Source organism: Actinomycetospora sp. NBC_00405, assembly GCF_036044095.1.
Taxonomy (GTDB): Bacteria; Actinomycetota; Actinomycetes; order Mycobacteriales; family Pseudonocardiaceae; genus Actinomycetospora; species Actinomycetospora callitridis.
In genome coordinates, this window is record NZ_CP107938.1 from 4,366,370 (window position 1) to 4,387,505 (window position 21,136).

20 protein-coding genes are annotated in these 21,136 nt (G+C 73.9%); 11 read left to right on the forward strand and 9 right to left on the reverse strand.

Annotated elements, in window-relative coordinates; all coding sequences use genetic code 11:
* Nucleotides 1–52: 52 nt before the first annotated feature.
* Both OG774_RS21545 and OG774_RS21550 read left to right on the forward strand, forming a co-directional pair.
* Nucleotides 53–1,372 carry an SLC13 family permease gene (locus tag OG774_RS21545; protein ID WP_328304200.1) on the forward strand — a complete coding sequence of 440 codons (1,320 nt, stop codon included), beginning with the start codon at nucleotides 53–55 and terminating at the stop codon, nucleotides 1,370–1,372.
* A gap of 28 nt (nucleotides 1,373–1,400) precedes the next feature.
* Complete coding sequence (locus OG774_RS21550; protein ID WP_328304202.1) at nucleotides 1,401–1,661, forward strand: hypothetical protein; 261 nt, start codon at nucleotides 1,401–1,403, stop codon at nucleotides 1,659–1,661.
* Nucleotides 1,662–1,739: 78 nt separating this feature from the next.
* On the opposite strand, the gene OG774_RS21555 is transcribed toward OG774_RS21550, so the two are convergent.
* The gene (locus OG774_RS21555; RefSeq protein WP_328304204.1) at nucleotides 1,740–3,251 is read right to left on the reverse strand and encodes a carboxylesterase/lipase family protein; all 1,512 of its coding nucleotides are present in this window, start codon (nucleotides 3,249–3,251) and stop codon (nucleotides 1,740–1,742) included.
* Nucleotides 3,252–3,493: 242 nt separating this feature from the next.
* Here OG774_RS21555 and OG774_RS21560 point away from each other — a divergent pair, with 242 nt between their 5' ends.
* The 4 genes from OG774_RS21560 (at nucleotide 3,494) to OG774_RS21575 (ending at nucleotide 7,303) form a co-directional block, all read left to right on the forward strand.
* Nucleotides 3,494–4,120: a hypothetical protein gene (locus OG774_RS21560; RefSeq protein ID WP_328304205.1), complete on the forward strand. Its 627-nt coding sequence runs from the start codon at nucleotides 3,494–3,496 to the stop codon at nucleotides 4,118–4,120.
* A gap of 37 nt (nucleotides 4,121–4,157) precedes the next feature.
* Complete coding sequence (locus OG774_RS21565) at nucleotides 4,158–4,772, forward strand: hypothetical protein (protein WP_328304206.1); 615 nt, start codon at nucleotides 4,158–4,160, stop codon at nucleotides 4,770–4,772.
* A 175-nt stretch (nucleotides 4,773–4,947) separates the two neighbouring features.
* Entirely contained in the window at nucleotides 4,948–6,453 is a 1,506-nt protein-coding gene (locus OG774_RS21570) for an N-acetylmuramoyl-L-alanine amidase (protein WP_328304208.1), read from the forward strand.
* A gap of 58 nt (nucleotides 6,454–6,511) precedes the next feature.
* Nucleotides 6,512–7,303 (forward strand): SirB1 family protein, encoded by a 792-nt coding sequence (locus OG774_RS21575; RefSeq protein ID WP_328304210.1) that lies wholly within the window; start codon nucleotides 6,512–6,514, stop codon nucleotides 7,301–7,303.
* A 48-nt stretch (nucleotides 7,304–7,351) separates the two neighbouring features.
* Here the strand turns inward: OG774_RS21575 and OG774_RS21580 are convergent, their stop codons facing one another.
* Nucleotides 7,352–8,743 (reverse strand): carotenoid oxygenase family protein, encoded by a 1,392-nt coding sequence (locus OG774_RS21580; protein ID WP_328304212.1) that lies wholly within the window; start codon nucleotides 8,741–8,743, stop codon nucleotides 7,352–7,354.
* A gap of 57 nt (nucleotides 8,744–8,800) precedes the next feature.
* On the opposite strand from OG774_RS21580, the gene OG774_RS21585 reads away from it, so the two are divergent.
* Nucleotides 8,801–9,340, forward strand: a complete 540-nt coding sequence (locus OG774_RS21585; protein WP_328304214.1) for a PadR family transcriptional regulator — start codon at nucleotides 8,801–8,803, stop codon at nucleotides 9,338–9,340.
* Between the two features lie 3 nt (nucleotides 9,341–9,343).
* Here OG774_RS21585 and OG774_RS21590 read toward each other — a convergent pair whose 3' ends face one another.
* From OG774_RS21590 to macS, 3 genes are read right to left on the reverse strand one after another with little or no spacing between them, the layout of a single operon-like run.
* On the reverse strand, nucleotides 9,344–10,030 hold the full coding sequence (locus OG774_RS21590; RefSeq protein WP_328304216.1) for a VC0807 family protein: 687 nt from the start codon (nucleotides 10,028–10,030) through the stop codon (nucleotides 9,344–9,346).
* Between the two features lie 47 nt (nucleotides 10,031–10,077).
* Entirely contained in the window at nucleotides 10,078–10,716 is a 639-nt protein-coding gene (locus OG774_RS21595) for a response regulator transcription factor (protein WP_328304218.1), read from the reverse strand.
* Nucleotides 10,716–11,882, reverse strand: coding sequence for a MacS family sensor histidine kinase (gene macS / locus OG774_RS21600; RefSeq protein ID WP_328304220.1), 1,167 nt, complete (start codon nucleotides 11,880–11,882; stop codon nucleotides 10,716–10,718). The genes OG774_RS21595 and macS overlap by 1 nt, the downstream gene beginning before the upstream one ends.
* A 196-nt stretch (nucleotides 11,883–12,078) precedes the next feature.
* Between macS and OG774_RS21605 the strand changes: the two genes are divergently transcribed.
* Entirely contained in the window at nucleotides 12,079–13,209 is a 1,131-nt protein-coding gene (locus OG774_RS21605; protein WP_328304222.1) for a hypothetical protein, read from the forward strand.
* Between the two features lie 27 nt (nucleotides 13,210–13,236).
* Here the strand turns inward: OG774_RS21605 and OG774_RS21610 are convergent, their stop codons facing one another.
* Together OG774_RS21610 and OG774_RS21615 are read right to left on the reverse strand one after the other, a co-directional pair.
* Nucleotides 13,237–13,746, reverse strand: coding sequence for a hemerythrin domain-containing protein (locus OG774_RS21610; protein WP_328304224.1), 510 nt, complete (start codon nucleotides 13,744–13,746; stop codon nucleotides 13,237–13,239).
* A gap of 72 nt (nucleotides 13,747–13,818) precedes the next feature.
* Complete coding sequence (locus OG774_RS21615; protein ID WP_328304226.1) at nucleotides 13,819–14,250, reverse strand: hypothetical protein; 432 nt, start codon at nucleotides 14,248–14,250, stop codon at nucleotides 13,819–13,821.
* Between the two features lie 794 nt (nucleotides 14,251–15,044).
* On the opposite strand from OG774_RS21615, the gene OG774_RS21620 reads away from it, so the two are divergent.
* The gene (locus tag OG774_RS21620; RefSeq protein WP_274196328.1) at nucleotides 15,045–15,362 is read left to right on the forward strand and encodes an adhesin; all 318 of its coding nucleotides are present in this window, start codon (nucleotides 15,045–15,047) and stop codon (nucleotides 15,360–15,362) included.
* Between the two features lie 28 nt (nucleotides 15,363–15,390).
* On the opposite strand, the gene OG774_RS21625 is transcribed toward OG774_RS21620, so the two are convergent.
* Nucleotides 15,391–16,380, reverse strand: coding sequence for a DUF6925 family protein (locus OG774_RS21625; RefSeq protein WP_328304228.1), 990 nt, complete (start codon nucleotides 16,378–16,380; stop codon nucleotides 15,391–15,393).
* Between the two features lie 7 nt (nucleotides 16,381–16,387).
* Nucleotides 16,388–18,955 carry a valine--tRNA ligase gene (gene valS / locus OG774_RS21630; protein WP_328304230.1) on the reverse strand — a complete coding sequence of 856 codons (2,568 nt, stop codon included), beginning with the start codon at nucleotides 18,953–18,955 and terminating at the stop codon, nucleotides 16,388–16,390.
* Nucleotides 18,956–19,071: 116 nt separating this feature from the next.
* Between valS and OG774_RS21635 the strand changes: the two genes are divergently transcribed.
* Nucleotides 19,072–20,031 (forward strand): NADP-dependent oxidoreductase, encoded by a 960-nt coding sequence (locus OG774_RS21635; protein WP_328304232.1) that lies wholly within the window; start codon nucleotides 19,072–19,074, stop codon nucleotides 20,029–20,031.
* 114 nt (nucleotides 20,032–20,145) lie between these two features.
* Nucleotides 20,146–21,126 carry a hypothetical protein gene (locus OG774_RS21640; RefSeq protein ID WP_328304234.1) on the forward strand — a complete coding sequence of 327 codons (981 nt, stop codon included), beginning with the start codon at nucleotides 20,146–20,148 and terminating at the stop codon, nucleotides 21,124–21,126.
* The last annotated feature ends 10 nt before the right edge of the window (nucleotides 21,127–21,136 follow it).

The window sequence follows — 21,136 nt, forward strand, 5'->3', positions numbered from 1 at the left end:
GCGAATCCTCCTCTCGGCGGGCGGGGTGGCCTGCGCGGCGGGAGGAGAGCGCGTGACGCCGGTGATCGTCTCCATCGTGGTGCTGGTCGCGATGTTCGTGATCGCGACGGTGCTGCCGATCAACCTCGGCGCGCTCGGGTTCGTGGCGGCGGCCGGCGTCGGTGTGCTCGTCGTCGGCATGAGCCTCGACGACGTGCTCGCCGAGTTCCCCGGCGACCTGTTCCTCATCCTGCTCGGGCTGACCTACCTCTTCGCGGTCGCCCACCAGAACGGCACGGTCGACCTGCTGGTGCGCTGGTCCATGCGCCTCGTGCGGGGCCACCTCGTCGCCGCGCCGTGGATCTTCTTCACGCTGTCCGCGGTGTTCTCGGCGATCGGCGCGCTGTTCGCGGTCGCGATTGTGGCGCCGCTGGCGATGCCGTTCGCCCGCCGCTACGGGGTGGACATGCTGCTCATGGGCATGATGGTCGTCCACGGATCGCTGGCCGGCGCCTTCTCCCCGATCAGCGTCTACGGCACCTTCGTGGCCGGCGTCGTCGGTCCGACGGGGATCCCGTTCAGCCCGACGGTGCTCTTCCTCGCCCCGCTCGTGATCAACCTGGTGATCGCGGCGGTCGTCTTCGTCGTCCTCGGCGGCCGGTCCCTGGCGGGCGTGCGGGTGGCGCACAACGTGCCGGTGGGCGGGCCGGAGGGCACGTCGAGCACGGACACCGAGAAGGACATCGAGGAGGACATCGAGGAGGACGCCGAGCAGCAGGAGGAGGCCCCGCCCGTCGACCGCGCCCAGGTGCTCACGCTGATCGGCATCCTGGCGCTCGCGGTGGGCACGGTGGCGTTCGGACTCGACGTCGGCGTGCTGTCGCTGACGATCGCGGTGGTGCTCGGGATCCTGTGCCCGGCCGGGCACCGCGAGGCCGCGCGCGGTATCGCCTGGTCCACGATCCTGCTGGTCTGCGGCGTGCTCACCTACGTCGCCGTGCTCCAGGAGGCGGGCACCGTGGACTACGTCGGGCAGGCCATCGTCGCGCTCGGCGTCCCGCTGATCGCGGCGCTGCTGCTCTGCTACCTCGGCGGCGTGCTCTCGGCGTTCGCCTCGTCGGCGGGCATCCTCGGCGTCGCGATCCCGCTGGCGCTGCCGTTCCTCCAGCAGGGGGCGGTCAGCGCGGTCGGGATGGTCGCGGCGCTCGCGGTCGCGTCCACGGTCGTCGACGTCAGCCCGTTCTCGACCAACGGTGCGCTGGTGCTCGCGTCCACGCCGGCCGACATCGACCGCGAGGCGTTCTACCGCCGGATGCTCGTCTACAGCGGGATCGTCGTGGTGACGGGTCCCCTGCTGGCGTGGGCCCTGCTCGTCCTGCCCGGATGGCTGTAGGAGCGCGCGACCGGGTAACCCGGACACCATGACCGAGGAGCAGGGCAAGACCCCCCAGGCCCGCAACCCCGCCGCGGACCCGGACCACGCGCCCGAGAAGCAGAGCGAGCTCAAGCTCAACGTCGGGATCGGGGTCCTCGGCACGGCCCTGTCGGTCGGTGTCGCGCTGATCTTCTTCTTGGTGCTCGACGACATCGTGCTCGGCATCGTCTTCGCCGTCGTGGCCCTCGTCGCCCTCGCGATCACCCTGCGCGTCGCGTCCCGGAAGCGGAACGCCAAGTCGTCCTGACGGCGGCTTCTTCCCGGGGGACGCTCCGCTCCTCGAAGCTTCGTCGTGGGGTGGCCCCGCGTCTCGCCCCGGCAGTCATCAGTCGTAACCCCGGAACCCCTGCCACGCGAGCCGGCGCTCGCGGCGGGGGTCGGACTCGACGCGGTCGGTGCGATCGAAGATCTTCGTGAGGCGGGTCTCGGTGTCGTAGGTCGGCCAGTGGCCGGCCGGCGTGCCGTATCGGGCGAAGTGCACCCAGTCGGCCTGGATGCGCTCGGACAGGGCCCGCAGGTGGCGACGCCCGCCGAGTGCGGTCAGGACGCGGGCCGCGCCCGAGTCGACGAGACCGAAGACGGCGTAGAGCTCCATGCCGTGCGTGGCCCGCACGCCCATCAGGTTCAGCACCGGCGTCGTGAGGTCGTAGCGGTACGCCCACACCGGTCCTCGGTGCGCCTGCATGACGCGCACCGACGGGTACCAGAACATGTAGTCCCCGCCGAGGTCCTTGCGGTGCGCCGTGCCCTCGTAGGCGGCGAGCACCTGGTCACGCAGCTCGGGCTGGGTCAGCGCGAACATCTGCGACGCCCGCTCCTCGCTGACCAGGACGTCCATCCGCAGGCGGGGGAGCTCGAAGAGGCGCCCCTCGGTGTCGTTGGTGCCGATGATCAACGGGACGTCGACCGCGCGGCCGCCCTCGAACGCGTCGAGCGGGGACTCGGGCAGCAGGTCACCGTCGACGACGGGTGCGGTGGGGATCGTGCCCGGCTGGTCCCCGATGCTCTCGCGCAGGATTCGGGCGGCAGCGAGCAGCTCGTCCGGGGTGGCGGTCGTGAGGCCCCGGAGCGGGTCGTCGTCGGCACCCAGGGCGGAGACGAACCCCGCGGCCCAGCCCCGCGCCCGCTCCTGGCCGAACACCATGCCCGGCGCCGAGCTCTCGGCGATCGCCCGGTGGAACAGGCCGTGGGCGGCGGGCGTCGCCATCAGCGTCGTCACCGAGATCGCCCCGGCCGACTCGCCGAACACGGTGACCTGCCCGGGGTCGCCCCCGAAGGCCGCGATGTTGTCGCGCACCCACTCCAGGGCGGCGATCTGGTCGCGCAGGCCGAGGTTCGACTCGATGGGCCGCTCGGGCGTCCCGAAGCCGGAGAAGTCGAGGTAGCCGAGCGCGCCGAGGCGGTAGTTCACGGTCACGACGAGGCACTCGCCGCGGCGCACGAAGTCGTAGCCGCGGTAGGTGGGGGCCGACGACGCCCCGACGACGAACGCGCCGCCGTAGAACCAGACCATCACGGGACGGGGTTCGTCGGACGGGGTGGTCGGAGCGCTGATGTTGAGCGTCAGGCTGTCCTCGCACATCGGCGTGTGCTTGCCCGCGCCGATGAACTCGCCGACGCGCTCCTGGATCGGCACCGGCCCGTACCGCGAGGCGTCGCGCGCGCCCTCCCACGGCACCACGGGCTGCGGGGCGCGCAGGCGGAGATCGCCGACGGGCGGCGCCGCGTAGGGGACGCCGCGCCAGGTGTGCACGTCGTGCGTGGTGATGCCCCGGACGACGCCGCCGGTGGTCTTGATTTCGGGACCGGGAGTGGGGGCCTGGGACCGCGAGCGCATGTCCCGACTCTCGTCCACGGCGCCCGTGGACGCCCGCTGATGTGATCTGTACGGCCCGTCCCGGGCGTGTCGCGGTCGGAATCCGCCGCCTCGATGACAAGACGAGTGGACGTGCTGACACGCTCGGCGGTACACGGAGCGACGCTCGGTCACACCACTGATGGATATTCGCCCTATCGGCCCAGCGTGTCGCGTTGCGAGGACGAATATTTCTCTCGATGGACGTGCAGACGGATGCGGGTGTGGACGCCGCACTGTGGGGACTCGAGGCCGCCTTCGTGGCGCACCCGGCCCCACAATCGCTGGCGGGCTGCCCCCACTGCCACGGCGGCGAGGTGTCGATCGCCGACACCGACCCGCTCACGCTGGCGCTCACCCTGGGCAACACGGTGGGTACGCCGGACGACCTGCGCGCGCTCACCCCGTGGCTGCTGCGCACGGCGCTCACCGACGAGCGTGTCGACCTGCGCACCGTGCTCGGCCGGATCGCCGAGAACTGGGCGACGTGGGGCGACCTCGAGCGCGACGCGGTGCGCGACGTCGCCGACGCCGTGTGGTCGGCGCTGCTCGACATGCACCCGGACGCTCCCGGGGGCGCGACGGCCGTGGCGATGCTCGACAGCGTCGGTGCGCTCGGTGAGCCGCCCGCGAGGCTGATCGCGATCTGGGAGTACAAGGAGATCGCGAGCGCGGATCACCACCTCGCCGAGCTCGTCGTCGACGCCTTCTACGGCGCGCGCGTCGACCCGATGATCCTGGCCTGGGCGCACGCCGGCACCCAGCGCGAGCGCCTCGCGCGCGCGCGGGATCGCGACGCGCGCGAGCGCTGGGTCGGCACGCTCACCGCCGCCTGCGACCTCCTGGACTGAGGCTCTCGACGGGGCCGCTCTCGGAGACACTGGTCGGGTGGCGAGCTCGCGGGGTCTGCCCGACACCCTGATCGACGAGTTGTGGCGGCGCGCGGTCGGCGGGATCGGCCCGTTCGCCGGCGCGGCGTCGGTGGCCGACGACGCGTTGCGCGCGACGGAGGACGACGTCGAGGCCGCGGTGCGCCGGGTCGTCGGCAGCCACGTCCGGCTCGCGGCCAGCTCGGGCCTGCTCACCAGCCTCGGGGGTGCCGCGACGCTCGTGGTCACCGCGCCGGCAGGGATGACCGGGCTCTACCTGCTCGGCACGCGCCTGGCGGCCACGATCGCCCACCTGCGCGGCCGGGACCTCGAGGACCCGGTGATCCGGACCGCGGCGCTCGTGTGCGTCCTCGGTGGCGACGGCACCGAGCTCGCCGAGCGCACGGGACTCGATCTCGTCAACGCCTCGCTGCTCTACGGCCTGCGCCGGCTGCCGCCCGAGGTGCGCGGGCAGCTCGACACCCGCATCGGCTACCGGCTCACCTCGCGCTTCACCAAACGCGGCGCCCTCAACGTCACCAAGCTCATCCCCGTCGTCGCGGGCCCGATCGGCGCCGGGGCGGACGCCATGGCGATGAGGACGGTGGCGACGTTCGCGCAGGCTCACCTCTGAGCGAGGAGCGCTGACCCGAAGTCACCCGACCGGGCGCCTTCTGCGCGTGGTGTGGCGCGTGGTGCGCATGTGGGGGTCATCGTGTGCGTCGGCGGATCATGAAGAGGCCGCCGACGCGAGCGGAGGTGTGTGCGCGATGGTCGGGTCCGGTGCTCCGAGGGGGCGTGCCCGCAGGGTGACGCGGACGCGGACGGGCGCCGTCGTGCTGCTGACGACGGGAGCGCTGCTGCTCCCGAGCCCGGCACTGGCACAGCCGGCCGGACCGGAGGTGCCCCCCGACCCGACGGCGCCCGCCGGCGCCTCGCAGTTCGACCCGGCGCACGCGGTGATGCCGCCGGCCGGTCTGCCGCCCGCGGCCCCGGTGGCCACCGGTGTCGCGCCCGTGTCCTTCACGCCGGGCGGCCGGGACGCGTTCGGCGCGCGGCAGGCGCGCAGCGAGAGGCCGCTGCGTCTCGTCGCCGTGACCTGGGTCGGCCCGCCGCCCGACTCCGTGTCCCTGCGCTCGACCGACGCCGCCGGGCGGTGGGGAACCTGGACGAACCTCGACCCCGCGGGCGCCGAGCGTGACGACACCGCTCCCGCCGGCGCGCCGGGGCGCGGTGGGACCGATCCGATCTGGGTCGGCGACCGCACCGGGGTGGAGGTCCGCGCGATGCGCGCCGGGCAGCCGGTGACCGACCAGGTGCAGGTCGTGCGGATCGACCCCGGTGTCGGCAGCAACGACGAGGCGATCGGGTCGATGGGCTCGGCGCGCGGGCCGGCCGCCCCGAAGTACGTCACGCGGGCACAGTGGGGCGCCGACGAGACGAAGGCCTCCTGGCGTCCGGAGACCACACCCACGGTGCGCGCGGTGACCATCCACCACACCAGCGAGTCGAACGACTACAGCCCTGCCGAGTCGCCGGCGGTCGTCCGAGCCATCTTCGCGTACCACACCGAGAAGCAGGGCTGGGGCGACATCGGCTACAACGCCCTCGTCGACAAGTACGGAACGATCTTCGAAGGCCGCGCCGGCGGCATGGACAAGGCCGTGGTCGCCGCGCACGCGGGCGGGTTCAACCGCGAGACCTGGGGCATCGCGATGATGGGCAACTACTCCACCCTGCCCCCGAGCGCAGCCACCATGAACTCCGTGGCGGCCCTCGCGGCATGGAAGCTCGGCGGCCTGTACCGCGACCCCGGCGAGCAGGTACGGCTCACCTCCAGCGGCGGCGGCACCTCGCGGTTCCCGAAGGGCCAGACGACGACGGTGCCCGCGCTGTTCGCGCACCGCGACGTCGGGAACACCGCCTGCCCGGGCGACATCGCCTACGCCCAGATGGCGCCGCTGCGCGCGAAGGTGAAGGCGCTCATCGACGAGTCGGCCACCGACGTCCGGGCGGCCTGGGCGGCCGACCGTGACGCGCTCGGCGAGCCGACCCGCGTCGAGTCGCCGACCGTCGACGGCACGGGGCGGCGCACCGACTTCGAGCGCGGCTCGGTGGTCTGGTCGCCACGGACCGGGGCGTGGCCGGTGATCGGCGCGATCGCCGAGCACTGGCGGGGCGCCGGGGCGGAGGGCTCGCCGCTGGGCTATCCGACCAGCGCCGAGTACGACGTCCCCGCCGGGCGTCAGCAGAACTTCGAGCACGGGGCGCTGACCTGGACCCGCGGCAGCGGGGCGGTGGCGGCGCCCGCCTGACCACCACGCCCGTTCGACCGTCCGGCGGTCCGGCGCCCGCGGGGGCAGGATGCGCGGCGTGGACGACGACGCGGCGCGCCGGGCAGCCGTGGAGCGGTTCCTCGCCCTGGTCGCGGCGGGGGAGCCGGACCTGCTGGAGGGCGCGCTCGAGATCGCCCGCGCCGCCGACCCGTCGGCCGACGCGGAGCACGCGCGCGCCGAGATCGACCGGCTCGCCGTGGGCATCACCGACGTCGACGCCCTCGTGCACCGGCTCTTCGTCGAGGAGGGTTTCCACGGCGACCGCGAGGACTACTACGACCCCCGGAACTCCTCGCTGATCGAGGTGCTCGGCCGGCGCACCGGCATCCCGATCACGCTCGCCGTGCTGTGCATGGAGGTCGGGCGCCGCGCGGGCATCGCGCTCGAGCCGGTCGGGATGCCGGGGCACTTCCTCGTGCACCCCGTGGGCTCGGCGCGCCACCTCGACCCGTTCACCGGGGAGATGCTCGACCGCGAGCAGTGCGAGCGCCGGTTCCGGGAGTCGACGGGCCTCGGCTCCGAGGTGGCCTTCGACGACGCCTTCCTGGCGCCGGTCACCAGCGAGTCCGTGCTCGTGCGGATGCTCGCCAACCTGCGCGGCATCCACCGGGCGCGCGGCGACCTCGCCCAGCTCGGGTGGGTGCTGCGCATGCGCCTCGCCCTGCCCGGGGTCTCCGCGGTCGAGGTCGCCGAGCTGGCCGAGGTCCGCGGCCGCCGCGCCGCGTTCGGCGAGGCCGCGGCCCTGCTCGAGCACTGGGCGGAGCACCTGCCCCGCGACGCCGACGAGCTCCGCCGCCACGCCCGCCGCTGGCGCGCACACCTGAACTGATGGCTTCGCCACGTGAGTGTTCTGGGTCGCCGGGGCGACCCAGAACACTCACGTGCGCGAAGCGCCTCCGTCGGGGATCCAGCTGCCGTGGAAGCCCGAGGGCACGCCGCGGGGGAGGGTCACCGCGGCGACCGGGGGCCCGCCGACGTCGGTCGCGTCGAGCACCAGCAGCTGGGACGCCGCGCCGTCGCGCGTGGTGGTGATCGTCAGCAGCCAGCCGTCGTCCTCGGCGCGCCCGGGTGCCTCGGACGCGACGAACACCGCCTCGCCCGCGACGACGTCGGGACCCAGCTCGTGGGCGGCCAGGGTGCCGTCGCTGTCGACCTTGACCACGGCGCCGGCCCGCTCGCCGCCCGCCCCGCGGTCGGCGACGGCGTAACGCCAGCGCGACGGGCGTCCCACCAGCGCCTCGTCGATCGTCGGGAACTCGACCCCCCGCTCCTCGAGCGCCGTCTCGGTGACCGAGCCGTCGCGCGGGTCGAGCACCCAACGGTGCATCCGCGCCGCGCCCGTGGCCGCCGCGGCCGCCGCGGGGTCGCCGGGCACGGGGCCGCCCCACATCACCCCGACGTCCGCCGGCGCGTAGCGCGCGCCGTCGACCACCACGCGCCCGTCGTCGTCGGTGTGCGCCCCGCCCACGTGGAAGACGTAGCAGGGATCGACGTCGAACCACGTCACCGTGCCCGCCGGGTCGTCCTGGCGCATCACGCCGAGGCGCGCGCCGTACGACTCGTCCCAGCCGAACGGCATGCCCGTCGCCATCCGCTCCCACTGGAAGGTCATCGGCAGGTCGAGCCACACGACGTGCTCGGCGGTGACCGCGAAGTCGTGCATCATCGTCGGCCCCGCGACGTCGACCCCGCGGCTGACCAGGTCGCTGCCGTCGGCGGAGAGCCGGTGGTAGGTCAGGAACGGCGGGAACGGCGAGTAGCCGAAGAAGTGCAGGTCGCCGCTGACCGGGTCGGTCTTCGGGTGCGCGGTCATCGCCGTGGTGAGGCGTCCGTCGAAGTCGCAGGGCCCGACGGTGCCGAGGTCGGGGTCCACCTCGTAGGGCAGCCCGTTCTCGACCAGCGCGAACAGCCGCCCGCCGTGCTCGATGACGTGGGTGTTCGCGGGGACCGCGGCCAGGTCGACGCCGGCCTCGGACAGGAACGGGTGCCCCTCGAGCGCGCGGGTGCGCACCCAGCGGTTGCGGTACCACTCCGCGCGCCCCTCGCGCAGCCGCACGCCGTGCAGCATCCCGTGCGCGGTGAAGAGGTGGCCGGGCTCCTCGCCGGGCAGCCGGTTGGGGCCGTTGCGCAGGTAGCGCCCGGTGAGCTCGGGCGGCAGGCTCCCCTCGACGGGGAGGTCGACGGCGTCGATCTCGTCGGGCACCGGGGCGAACCGCCCGCCCAGCTCCGGGCGACGTCCGATCGGGGTGGGAGTGGGCGTGGTGGCCATGGGCCAACCTCAACCTGTCCGTACGGACATGTCAAGACGGACTGGTAGCGTCGCGCCATGTCGCTGCGTCACGCCCTGCTGGGCCTGCTCGCCCAGGGCCCGGCCAGCGGGTACGACCTCACCCGCGCCTTCGACGGCGGCATCGGCCGCTACGCCTGGCAGGCGGGCCACAGTCGCATCTACCCCGAGCTCGGCAAGATGACCGAGGCCGGCCAGGTCGTCGTCGACGAGACGGGGCCGCGCGGGCGCAAGTCCTACGCGCTCACCGAGGACGGGCGCACCGAGCTGCGCCGGTGGATGTTCCACTGGCCCGAGCAGGCGACGGTGCGCGACGAGACGGTCCTGCGCATGTTCCTCGTGCAGTCGCTGGAGCCCGACGACGCGCGCAAGCTCCTCGAGGGCATCGCCGCGCACTGCGCCGCCGAGATCGAGGAGCTGCGGCCGCTGATGGAGGCCGAGGACGCCGAGCACCGCGAGGGCGATCCGCTCCCGTTCGGACGCCTCGCCGGCGAGTACGGGCTCCGGCAGTACGAGGCCGTGCACGGCTGGGCGATGTGGAGCCTGGAGCGTCTGGTCGGCGTCGGCTCGGCGCGCTGAGCGTCAGGCCCTCAGTCCCAGATCTCGGGCCGCGACCTCGTGCTCGGCCGCCCAGGCGCGCGCCTGGGCGCCGGCGCGCTTGCCGTACCAGCCGTTCCAGACCGCCAGGCCGACGATCACCGTCACCATCATCGCCGTCGACAGGCCGACCATGACATCGATCGGCAGCAGGTAGATCAGCGGGATGCGGACGATCGCCTCCAGTAGCAGGCCGACGCCCCACACCACCGCGCTGCGCCGGAACATCCGCCGGATCGGCGGCAGCGTCCGGTAGAAGCCGTCCATCTCGGCGGCCTCCCTCGGCTGCCACGTCTGGAACGCCGACAAGGTCAGCGGCTTGCCGAAGAACAGGCTCGCGAGGAACACCAGGCCGACGAGCGCCGTGCCGAACGAGTCCTTGACCAGCAGGAACCGCGGGTCGCCGCCGACGAACGCCAGCGCGAGACCGAGGCCGAACACGGCGAGCATCACCGCGGCGAACCACGTGATCTCGCGGCTGCGCACCGCGACCCAGACCAGGCGCAGGCCGGCGGCGAGCGTCGCGACGAGCAGTGCCACCCAGTCCGACGCGCCCAGCAGGTGCAGCGCGTAGTAGCCGACGAGCGGCGCGCCGACGTCCCAGAGCAGGCCCGAGAAGTTCTTCAGGCCGGTGGGGCGCTGCTCGTCGGCGGAGGCGGTCTCGGGCTCCATGGCGAGGAGCATCCACCTGTCCGCTGCGACATGTCAATCAGGACATGTCACTCGTCGGCGTCCAGACCGCGCTCGATGGCATACCTCGTCAGCTCCACGCGGTTGGTGAGCTGCAGCTTGCGCAGGGAGTTCTGGACGTGGTTCTCCACGGTCCGGTGCGAGAGCGTCAGCCGTGTGGCGATGGCCCGGGCCGTCAGCCCCTTGGCGACGAGGCGCAGGACCTCGGTCTCGCGGGGGGTCAGGCGCGGCTCGTCGGGGCCCTCGGACTCGAGCCGCCGGTACTCGCCGAGGACGAGCCCGGCCAGCCCGGGCGAGAAGACGGCCTGCCCCCGGGCCGTGCGGTCGATCGCGTCGACGAGCTCCTCCATGTCGGCCGACTTGACCAGGTAGCCCGACGCGCCCGCACGCACGGCCTCGAGGACGTGGCCGTGCTCGGTGCTCGCCGAGAGCACGAGCACGCGGGTGTCGGGCAGCGCCTCCCGGATCGCCGCCGTCGCCTCGGCGCCGGAGAGCTCCGGGAGCTGCAGGTCCATGAGCACCACGTCCGGCCGCACGGCGCGCGCGATGCGCACCGCGGCGGCCCCGTCCGGGGCGGTGGCGACGATCTCGACGTCGCGTTCGGCGAGGTCGCGGGCGACGCCCTCGCGCCAGATCGGGTGGTCGTCGACGACCATGACGCGGACCATCACGCCTCCTTGCGCGGAACGACGATCTCCCACTCCGTGCCCTCGCCGGGGCCCGTGTGCAGCGACAGGGTGCCGCCGAGATCCCGGACGCGCCCGCGCATCGATCCCGCGACGCCGAGGTGGCCCTCCGCCGCGGCCTGCTCCAGGCGCCCGTCGGGGATGCCGGGGCCGTCGTCGCGCACGCTCACGGTGACCGCGTCGTCGTCGGCCTCGACCAGCACCCAGAGCCCGGCGTCCGGGGCATGCTCCGCGGCGTTGGTGACGGCCTCGCGGAGCACGGCCGCGAGCTCGTCGACGGCGGTCGCGGACAGGGGCACCGCGTGCGCGGGCACGGCGAGCGAGGCGTGCGTCGGCAGCACGCCGGCGAGGCGCGAGGACAGGTCGACCGTGCCGTCGGCCGCCGGCACGGGCGCCGAGGTGATCAGCCGGCGCAGCGCGACCTCCTGCTCGCCGGCGAGGCGGGCGAGCTCGACGGCGGGCGCGTCGACCCCGTGGCGGGCCAGCTCGTCGCCGCGCCGGCGGACGAGGGCGAGCACCTGCAGCACGCCGTCGTGGATGTCGCGGGCCAGCCGTTCGCGCTCGGCCGTCGCGGCCTCGCGGGCGGCGGCGGCGCGCAGCTGCTCGACCGAGCGGCGCATCGTGTCGGCCGCCAGCCCCACGGCGAGCCCGGCGACGAGCAGCAGCTGGGCGTCGAAGAGCAGGTCGGCGTCGAGGGCGCGCCGCACCCCGAACAGGACGGCGAGGGTGACCACCGCCCCGGCGAGACCGCCCCGCCACCCGAGGGCGATCGCCATCGCGAGCACGGGCCCCGCCGACCACACGGTGGTGATCACCGAGCCGCCGGCGGCGACGCGGTCGGGGGTGTCGACGAGCAGCGTCGAGGCGGTGGCCAGCGCGGTCAGCAGGAGGTCGGCGACGGCGGTGGCCGGGTCGCCGGAGCGCAGGTAGCGACGCGAGGAGATCGCGGTCCAGACGGCCATCGCGGCGACCACCACGATCCCGAGCACCGGGCGCGCCCACACCTCGTCGAAGCGCACGAGGTTGACCACGGCCGCGACCAGCGCCACGACCCGGTACACCACGAGCCCCCGCCACAGTGGCACGAGGTGGGGGTGGACGAGGTGGGGATGGGCGCGGGCGCGCGGGGAGGCGTCGGCGGTGACCACGACACCTCCCGTCGGCGCACCTCCCGGGCGAGGAGCGCGAGCGTAGCGGACCCGGCACTGGCCAATCGCCGAACGGACTATCCCTCTCGATCACTCATGAGTGAAGATCCCGGCAACCGGCTGACGCAGCGCGTTGGTAGACCGAACAGACGAGTGAACGTCGGCCTGTTCGGAGTATGAAAGGGAAGGAGGAGACGTGGACCGGTGGGTCATGGTGCTGGAAGCCGTCCCGGGCTCCTCGGCGGTGATCCGGGTGGACGACGCGGAGTACCGCACGATCGACGTGGAGCTCGCCGACGGTGACACCGAGGTGCTGGGCGCCTCACTGGCCGAGCTCGTCGCCGCCGAGGGCAGCCGGCCCGACCACCTCGTGCTCGTGGTGCCCGGCGACCTCGACGAGCACCGGTTCGCGGTGCTGACCGAAGCCGTCAACCTCGCGGGCCTGCCCGATCCCTCCTGGCTGCCCGACGCGGTGGCGTGGGCCGGCGACCAGCTCGCGCGCTCGGCCGCCGGCTCGCCGGCGGTCGTCGTCGACACCCGGGGCGACGAGCTGGCCGTGTGGCCGGTGCGCGCCGCCGACGACGGGGTCGAGATCGCCGAGGGCGGCCCGGTCGACCTGAACGCGCGCCTCGACGGCCTGCTCTCGGGCGTCGTGCACGCGAAGCTCGCGGTGGTCGCACCGGAGCTCGCCGACTCGCTGCGCGACCGTCCCGACGCCGTCAGCCGGCGCGACGCCGCACACCTGAGCCGCGAGCTGCGCGAGGCCCGCCACATCATGTGCGTGTCGGACGGCGAGGAACTGGTCGTGACCGCCGGCGAGGCCGAGGTCTACCTCACCCGTGGCGAGTTCACCCGCCTCGTCGAGCACGCGCTGCTCGAGATCATCACCGACGGCCTCGGCGATGACGTGACCGACGTCCTCACGATCGTCGTGGCCGACCGCGAGACGCCCGTCGTGGAGCACCTCGCCGACCCGGAGGGCGCCGACGCGACCCTGCTCTGGGCGCCCCCCGAGGCCAGCTCCCTGCCGTGGGCCGCGGCCCTGGTGCTCCCCCGGCACGAGGAGGACGCCGGCCCGGTGGACGACCCGTGCCCGACCGACGGCTTCCCGCTGCCGGACGACGCGCTCGTCCCCCTGCCGCGCGCCGACGGGCCGCGCGGCGACCGGCCGGGCTGGGTCGTGCCCGCGCTCTCCACGCTGCTCGTCCTCGTCCTGGCCGGGTCCGCGGCGGTGCTGGTCACCGAGCCCGACATCCCGGGGCTCACGTCGAACGCCGACGCCGTGTCCCCGGTCGGCTTCGACGGGGCCGGGGACCCGCCGCGCTGACCCGGATGGACGTCAGCCCGGGCGACGTCAGGAGGTGACGGACTCGACGTACTTCTGGGGGTCCTTCTCCTCGAACGACAGCCCGCGCCCACCGGCGTGCTCGACCTTGAACTGCTCGAACTTCGCCCCGAGCTCCTGACGGAACGCCAGCGACGTCACCTTCCGGAAGGGCTCGAGGTCGTCGCGCTCCTCCTCGGCCATGTGGTGGTTGTTCGCCTGGTCGGTCTCGTCGATGGCGTCCCACCACTCCTGGCTGCCGACCGTCGCCTTCCGCGCCTTCTCCGTGCCCTCGCGGATCTCGTCGTGGTCACCGACGGCGTCCTCGGTCGCGGAGGCGTCCTCGTCGTCCGCCCGGCGGGCCATCGACGGGTAGAAGTGCTGCTCCTCGGCGGAGGCGTGGACCTCGAGGTGGATCGCCAGCGCGTTCCAGACCTGCTCGGCCTCCTCGGGCTGCTCCCGCAGGTCCGCGAGGCGCAGGAACTGACGACGGAACCAGTCGTGGTCGTCGAGGATCATCTCGGTGATGTCGGCGGACATGGGTACCTCTCGTTCGCGTGGTGGCACCGAGGTCCTACCCCGGGCCGCCCGGCGTGAACCGGTAGGCAAGCCTCACCGGGCGTGGATCGACCCCGCCGGGTCGACGAACCACACCTCGGCCCCCGCGCCCGCCAACGACGTCGCGCGCTGCTCGGTGAGGCTGCGGTAGCGCCGCGTGTCGGGCAGCGCGATGACGATGCGCGCCTTCGGGTGTGCGCGACGTCGCTGTGCCGCCGCCTGCTCGGCGCCGGAGAACCAGTCGCCGGCGATCGTCGTCGGATGGGTCCGCGCGCCGTCCGCGGGCCATCCCGTGACCTCCACGTGCACGTCGTCGCCGTCGAGAGACGCGACGAGGTCGCGGGTCGGTCCCTGCCCGTCGAGCGTGGCCGACCGCAGCGTCGCCCCCCGGCGCACCAGCCAGTCCGCGACGAGCGCCTGTACGTTCGCCACCCGCGACCAGGCCTGCAGCACGTCGAACGGTGGCGGCCCGCAGGTCGGTGCCACGGGTGCGGTCCGTGTCGGCGCCGGGGTGAGGCCCTCGTGGGCCGGCTCGGCCTGGACGGCGTCGGCCTGGGGTGCCGCGCTCTCGGCCGTGCTCTGCTTGCGCCCCTTCGGCTTCGCCGGCTCGGGGGACGTGTTCTGCGGCTCTGAGGTCGCTTCCCTCGCGGAAGACGCTTCGGTTCTCGAAGCGTTCGGCGTGGGAGCGGTGACGTCGGCGGTCCGGCGGCCGTTCTTCGACCGGGCTGACGCCCGGGTCGGCGGCGCTGCGGGAGATGCTTCGGTTTTCGAAGCGTTCGGTGCGGGGGTCGTGACGTCTCCGGCCGTGCGGCCGCTCGTCGCCGGCGTGGCCTTCCCCGTCCGGCGGCTGCCGGTCCCGCGCGCACGGAGCTCCGTGGGCGGCGCACCGGGCGACGGGTCCGGAGCGCTCGGCGCGGCCGTCTTGCGACCCCGCCGGCGGGCGGGAGGGGTGGGGCGCCGGTTGAGGATCGGACGGGTGCCGACGCGTTCGAGGGCACCCTCGGCGACCAGGCGCCGGCAGAGCTGGTTGACCGTCTGGGGGCGGGTGCCGTCGCCTAGCGCCCGGGCGAGGGCGGCGTCGGAGAGGCCGTCCGGTGACGCGTCGAGCATTCGGAGTACGGCCGCGCGCCGATCGGTGGGGTCCGGGCTCACCGGGAGGGCCATTCGGTCGTTCCCCTCCGTGTTCGGGCAGTCGTTCTGGCCTGAGCTGGGGATTCGGTCGCGTGACGGCACGCGCATCCACGTGCGTGACCAATCCGTGATCCGTATGGTAACGAGGCATGCTGGCACTGACGGAGACGGCGGCCGAGGCGATCTCGACCATCCTCGAGACCAATGAGATGCCTGAAGGGTCGGGTCTGCGCATCGCGGCCACGCCCAACATGGCGGAGGAGGGCCTCGAGCTCTCCGTGGCACCTACCCCTGCGGCGGACGACACCGTGCTCGAGGGCGGCGGCGCCGTCATCTTCCTCGAGCCCCAGGCCGCGTCGGCCCTGGACGACAAGGTGCTCGACGTCGAGCGCGTCCCGGACGCCGAGCGCGGCGACGGCGACGAGTTCCGCTTCGCGATCACGCCGCAGTCCGAGCTCCAGGACTGAGCCCCTCCGCTGCCTGCCCGCCCGATCACTACTGGGCGGGGTCGTGGGTGAGCGGCTGATCAGCACCGTCGGACCCGCCGTCCACCCGCTCCCGTGGGACGTGTCGTCGCCACGCCTGGACGTGGGGATGCCCGGGCGACAGCTCCTCGCACTGCCGTAGCGCCAGCTCCACCGCCGCCCGGTACTCCCGTCCCAGCGCCCACGCGGGCGGTTCCGTCGACGTCGCCAGCGCATCGTCGACCGCCGCCTTGGCCGCCACCACCGCCGGGTCGCCGAACCGAGCCAGCATCTCCTGGCCCCGGCGGTGCCGGTCGGCGCGCGTCGGGACGCGTCGCCCGTCGACGGCTCGGGTCGGGTGCGGGAGATGGATGGTCGCGCCCGGCGCGTGCCCGGCCGGGATCGGGTCCGTCGCCGCGTGCGTCCGGCCGCGTGCGAGCAGGCGCGGCAGCAGGTGGGTGTGCGGCCCGTCCGGGCTGGCGCCGGTCGGCGGCGGGATCGGGGTGAACACCTCGAGCCGCGCGATCCCGGTGCGGAACACCCGGTGCGGGCCGGCCTCGACCAGCGCCGTGGCCAGGTGCCCGGCCTCCGCGAGGGGCCGCCCCTCGACCGCTCGGAGCTCGGCCAGCAGCGACGCGTCGCCGGTCCGCACGCAGGCCTCGAGGTGCGGCGCGCCGACGCCGAGGTCGACCAGCACCGCGTCGCGGTCCCCGGCGCGCAGCGCATCCTCGTCGGGCCCGAGCTCGGTGATCACCGACCGTCCGCCCGAGGGCAGCAGCAGGCAGAGCGCGACGGCCTGGCTCCAGCTCTCGCCGGCCCGCCGCTCCCAGGCGACCGCCAGGACGTCGTCGGTCAGCGCGACGGCGACGCCCCCGCGCGGCGTGACCACCGAGGCCCGACGCGCCGCGTGCACCACGTCGGCGGGCTCGTCGGGGTCGCGCAGGAACTCCGCGAGCGCGCCGAACGTGCCGACGCTCCAGCCCGCGTCCGGATCGTCGACCCAGTCGAGGAGGTCGTCCACGGGGAGGTCAGCCGGTGGGGGCGCCGACGGTGGTGACGAGCTCGCCGTCCGCGGACACCACGAGCTCGACGTCGCGCACCCGCCCGGCGGCCCGCACGTCGGCGAGCGCCGCACGCAGCGCCTCGAGCGCCGCCGGCGCGGCCTGCACCGAGAGGCTCTCGACCTCGGTGCGGATGGAGAGCTTCTGCTCGGACTTCGCCCGGCGGATGCTCCCGATGACGTCGGACGCGACCTCGAGGACCTGCGGGTCGGCCTCCGCGGAGGTGGCCAGCTCGTGGATGTCGGGCCAGGGCGCGCGGTGCACCGAGCCCTCCTGCCACCACGACCAGACCTCCTCGGCCACGAACGGCAGCACCGGCGCGAAGAGCCGCTGGAGCACCCGCAGCGCGGCCGCGAGCGTGGCGCGCGCGGAGTCGCGTCCGGCCTCGTCGAACTCCCCGTAGGCACGGGACTTGACCAGCTCGAGGTAGTCGTCGCAGAAGAACCAGAAGAACTGCTCGGTGGCCTCGAGCGCGACCGCGTAGTCGTAGCCGTCGAGGGCCGTCGTCGCCTTCTCGACCACCTCGGTGAGACGGGCGAGCAGCGCGCGGTCCAGCGGCATCGACACCGCGGTGAGGTCCGGCTCCCCGGCCGGCACCCCGACGCCGAGGATGAACTTCGACGCGTTGAGCAGCTTCATCGCCAGGCGGCGGCCGACCTTCATCTGGCCGCGGTCGAACGCGGTGTCGACGCCGGGACGCCCGCTGGCGGCCCAGTAGCGCACCGCGTCGGAGCCGAACTCGACGAGCAGGTCCATCGGCGTGACGACGTTGCCCTTGGACTTCGACATCTTCTTGCGGTCCGGGTCGAGGATCCAGCCGGACAGCGCGGTGTGTGCCCAGGGCAGGCTGTCGTGCTCGAGGTGGCTGCGCAGCACCGTCGAGAACAGCCAGGTGCGGATGATGTCGTGGCCCTGGGGACGCAGGTCCATCGGGAAGACCCGCGAGAACAGGTCGTCGTCGATGCTCCAGAGCCCGGCGATCTGCGGGGTCAGCGACGACGTCGCCCACGTGTCGAGGATGTCGCGGTCGCCGGTGAACCCGCCCGGGACGTCGCGCTGGTCGGCGGTGAATCCGGGCGGGAGGTCGGTCGAGGGGTCGACGGGCAGGGCGTCGTCGGAGGGCGTCAGCACCTCGTCGGGCAGGACCTCGCCGTCGGCGTCGAGCCGGTACCAGACCGGCACCGGCACCCCGAAGAAGCGCTGGCGGCTGACCAGCCAGTCGCCGTTGAGGCCGCGCACCCAGTCCTCGTAGCGGTGGCGCATGTAGCCCGGGTGCCACTGCAGCTCCTGGCCACGGGCGATCATCTCGTCGCGCACGGCCGCGTCCCGCCCGCCGTTGCGGATGTACCACTGGCGGCTGGAGACGATCTCCAGCGGCTTGTCGCCCTTCTCGAAGAACTTCACCGGGCGCGTGACGGGACGGACGTCGCCGACGAGCTCGCCGGTCTCGGTGAGCATCGCGACGATCCGCTCCTTGGCGGTGTGCACCGTCGCGCCCGCGAGCTCCTCGTAGCGCTGCCGGCCGATCTCCGAGGTGATCCACTCGGGCGTCTCGCGCAGGAGCCGGCCGTCGCGGTTGATCACCGTGCGGTTCGGCAGGTCGAGCTCGCGCCACCACTGGACGTCGGTGAGGTCGCCGAACGTGCAGCACATGGCGATGCCGGCGCCGCGGTCCATCTCGGCCGCCGGGTGCGCGAGCACCGGGACCTCGACGTCGAACAGCGGCGAGCGCACCGTCGTGCCGAACAGCGGCTGGTAGCGCTCGTCGTCGGGGTGCGCGATGAGCGCGACGCACGCCGGGATCAGCTCCGGTCGCGTGGTCTCGATGAAGACGTCGCCCGCATCACCGTGATAGCCGACCCGGTGCCACGCGCCGGTGTGCTCGCGGTCCTCGAGCTCGGCCTGCGCCACGGCCGTGCGGAACGTGACGTCCCAGAGCGTCGGCGCCATCGACACGTAGGCCTGCCCGCGCTCGACGTTGCGCAGGAACGCGCGCTGGCTGATCGCGCGGGCCCGGGCGTCGATGGTCTGGTAGCCGTGCGACCAGTCGACCGACAGGCCGTTGCGGCGCCACAGCTCCTCGAACGCCTTCTCGTCCTCGGCGGTGAGCGTCTCGCAGAGCTCGACGAAGTTCTTGCGCGAGATCGGGACCTGCTGCTTCCCGGGCTTCTCCGGCGGGGTGAAGTCCGGGTCGTAGGGGAGGCTCGGCTCGCACCGCACGCCGTAGAAGTTCTGCACGCGGCGCTCGGTGGGCAGGCCGTTGTCGTCCCAGCCCATCGGGTAGAAGACCTGCTTGCCGCGCATCCGCTGGAAGCGGGCGACGATGTCGGTGTGGGTGTAGCTGAACACGTGCCCGACGTGCAGCGACCCCGACACCGTCGGCGGCGGGGTGTCGACCGAGTACACCTGCTCGCGCGTGGCCGTGCGGTCGAACGCGTAGGTGCCCTCGTCCTCCCATACGCGCGCCCACCGGTCCTCGAGGCCGTCGAGGGTCGGCTTCTCGGGCACGCGTGTGCCGGGCTCGGACTGCACCATGACACCCAGTTTACCGACGGGGTCCGGCGCGTTCCCGGCCTGCTCGCGACGCACGCAGCGAAGCGGAGCTGCGCAGACGGGGTGTGCCCGCGGCGGTCCCGGGGCACGCGGGGGACATGCCCACGACGATGCGCGCGATCACCCAGGACACCGCCGGCGGGCCCGAGGTCCTGCACCTCACCGACGCCCCGGTGCCCGAGCCCATCCCCACCGAGATCCGGGTCCGCGTGACGGCCGCGGGCGTGAACCCCGTCGACACCAAGGTCCGCGCGGGCGGTGCCGGGCTCGGCTCAGCCGGCGGAGACATGACCGCGCCGCCGTTCACGGTCGGCTGGGACGTGGCCGGGGTCGTCGACGCCGTCGGCATGGGCGTCACGCGCTTCGCGGTGGGCGACCGCGTGTACGGGATGCCCTGGTTCCCGCGGCAGGCCGGCGGCTACGCCGAGTACGTCACCGGCCCCTCCCGCCAGTTCGCGCGCATCCCCGACGACGTCGACGACGTGACCGCCGCCGCGACCCCGCTCGCCGCCCTCACCGCCTGGCAGATCCTCGTCGACACTGCCGACGTCCAGCGCGACCAGCGGGTGCTGATCCACGCCGCCGGCGGGGGCGTCGGCCACCTCGCGGTGCAGATCGCGAAGGCCCGCGGCGCCTACGTCATCGGCACCGCCTCGGCCGGCAAGCACGCCGATCTGGTCGCGCTCGGGCTCGACGAGGCGATCGACCACCGCACCGAGGACGTCGCCGAGGCCACGGGCGACATCGACGTCGCCGTCGACCTGACCGAGATCAACGGCCCCACCTCGCTGGCCGTGATGCGCCCCGGCGGCCTGCTGGTCTGCGTGCCCTCCGGCGTGCCCGAGGGCCTCACCGAGCGGGCGCACGCCGAGGGCAAGCGGGTCACCGACTTCCTCGTCGAGCCCGACGGCGTCGCCCTCACCGGGATCGCCCGGCTCATCGACGAGGACGTCCTCACGGTCCGGATCGCCGGCACGTTCCCGCTCGAGGACGCCGCCGCCGCGCACCACGAGCTCGAGAAGGGCTCGACGTTCGGGAAGCTCGTGCTGACCCTCTGAGCGAGCGTTCACTCGTTCCGGTGACGGCGCTAACGGATCGTCGCCCCCGACGACATCAGCGGCAGGTCCGCCATCCGGCGGGCACCACGCATCTCGTCGGGGGATACGCACACGATGACCACCGTCCAGCCGCCGCGTCACCGCGCTCCCGCCGAGACCTCGGCGCCGGTCGAGCCGCCGACCATGCCGATCCCGCGGGCCGCGCTCGACGCCGCCCGCGCGGCGGCGGTGCCGGCGCCCCGGATGGCGCCGGGTTCGGGGATGCCGGGCACGCCGGGGATGCCGGGCACGCCGGGGATGCCGGGCACGCCGGGGATGCCGGGCACGCCGGGGATGCCGGGCACGCCGGGGATGCCCCAGCCGCCCGTCCCGCCGCGCAACGGCCTCGGCATCGCGGGGCTGGTGCTGGGCCTGTGCGGCCTGGTGGTCGGCCTGATCCCGCTGTTCGGCATCGGCGCGATCCTGCTGGGGGTCGTCGGCCTGGTGCTCGGCCTCGTCGGCGTGCAGCGCGCCCGTCGCCGCGCCGCCACCAACACCAGGACGGCCGTCAGCGGCGTCGTGGCCTGCGTGCTGGCCGTCGCGCTCGGGATCACCGGCATGGTCATCGTCGCCAACGCCGTGACCCAGCTGGGCGAGGACCTGTCCGCGATCGGCGCCACCACCCCGGCCGCCTCCGGCACGCCCGGCACCTCCGGCACCTCGGCCCCGGCCACGTCCGCGGTGGGCTTCGGCCAGACCTTCACCTACGCCGACGGGCTGGCCGTCACCGTCGACCGGCCGACCGCCTACGACCCCTCCAGCTACGCGGCCGGGAACACCAACCCGCACGCGTTCCAGGTGACCGTTCGCGTCACCAACAACACCGGCCAGGCCTTCGACCCGACCCTGCTGTCGGTCGCGATGTCGACCGCAGGCGCCCCGGCCTCCCAGGTCTTCGACAGCGAGATGGGCCTGCCCCCGCAGAACCAGCTCCAGCCCGGCCGCAGCCTGACCTACGACGTCGCGTTCTCCACGACGACCGACGCGGGCGAGGCCCAGGTCGACGTGGTGCCCTCGTTCGACCACGAGCACGCGGTCTTCACCGGGTCGCTGTAGCTCCGTCGCT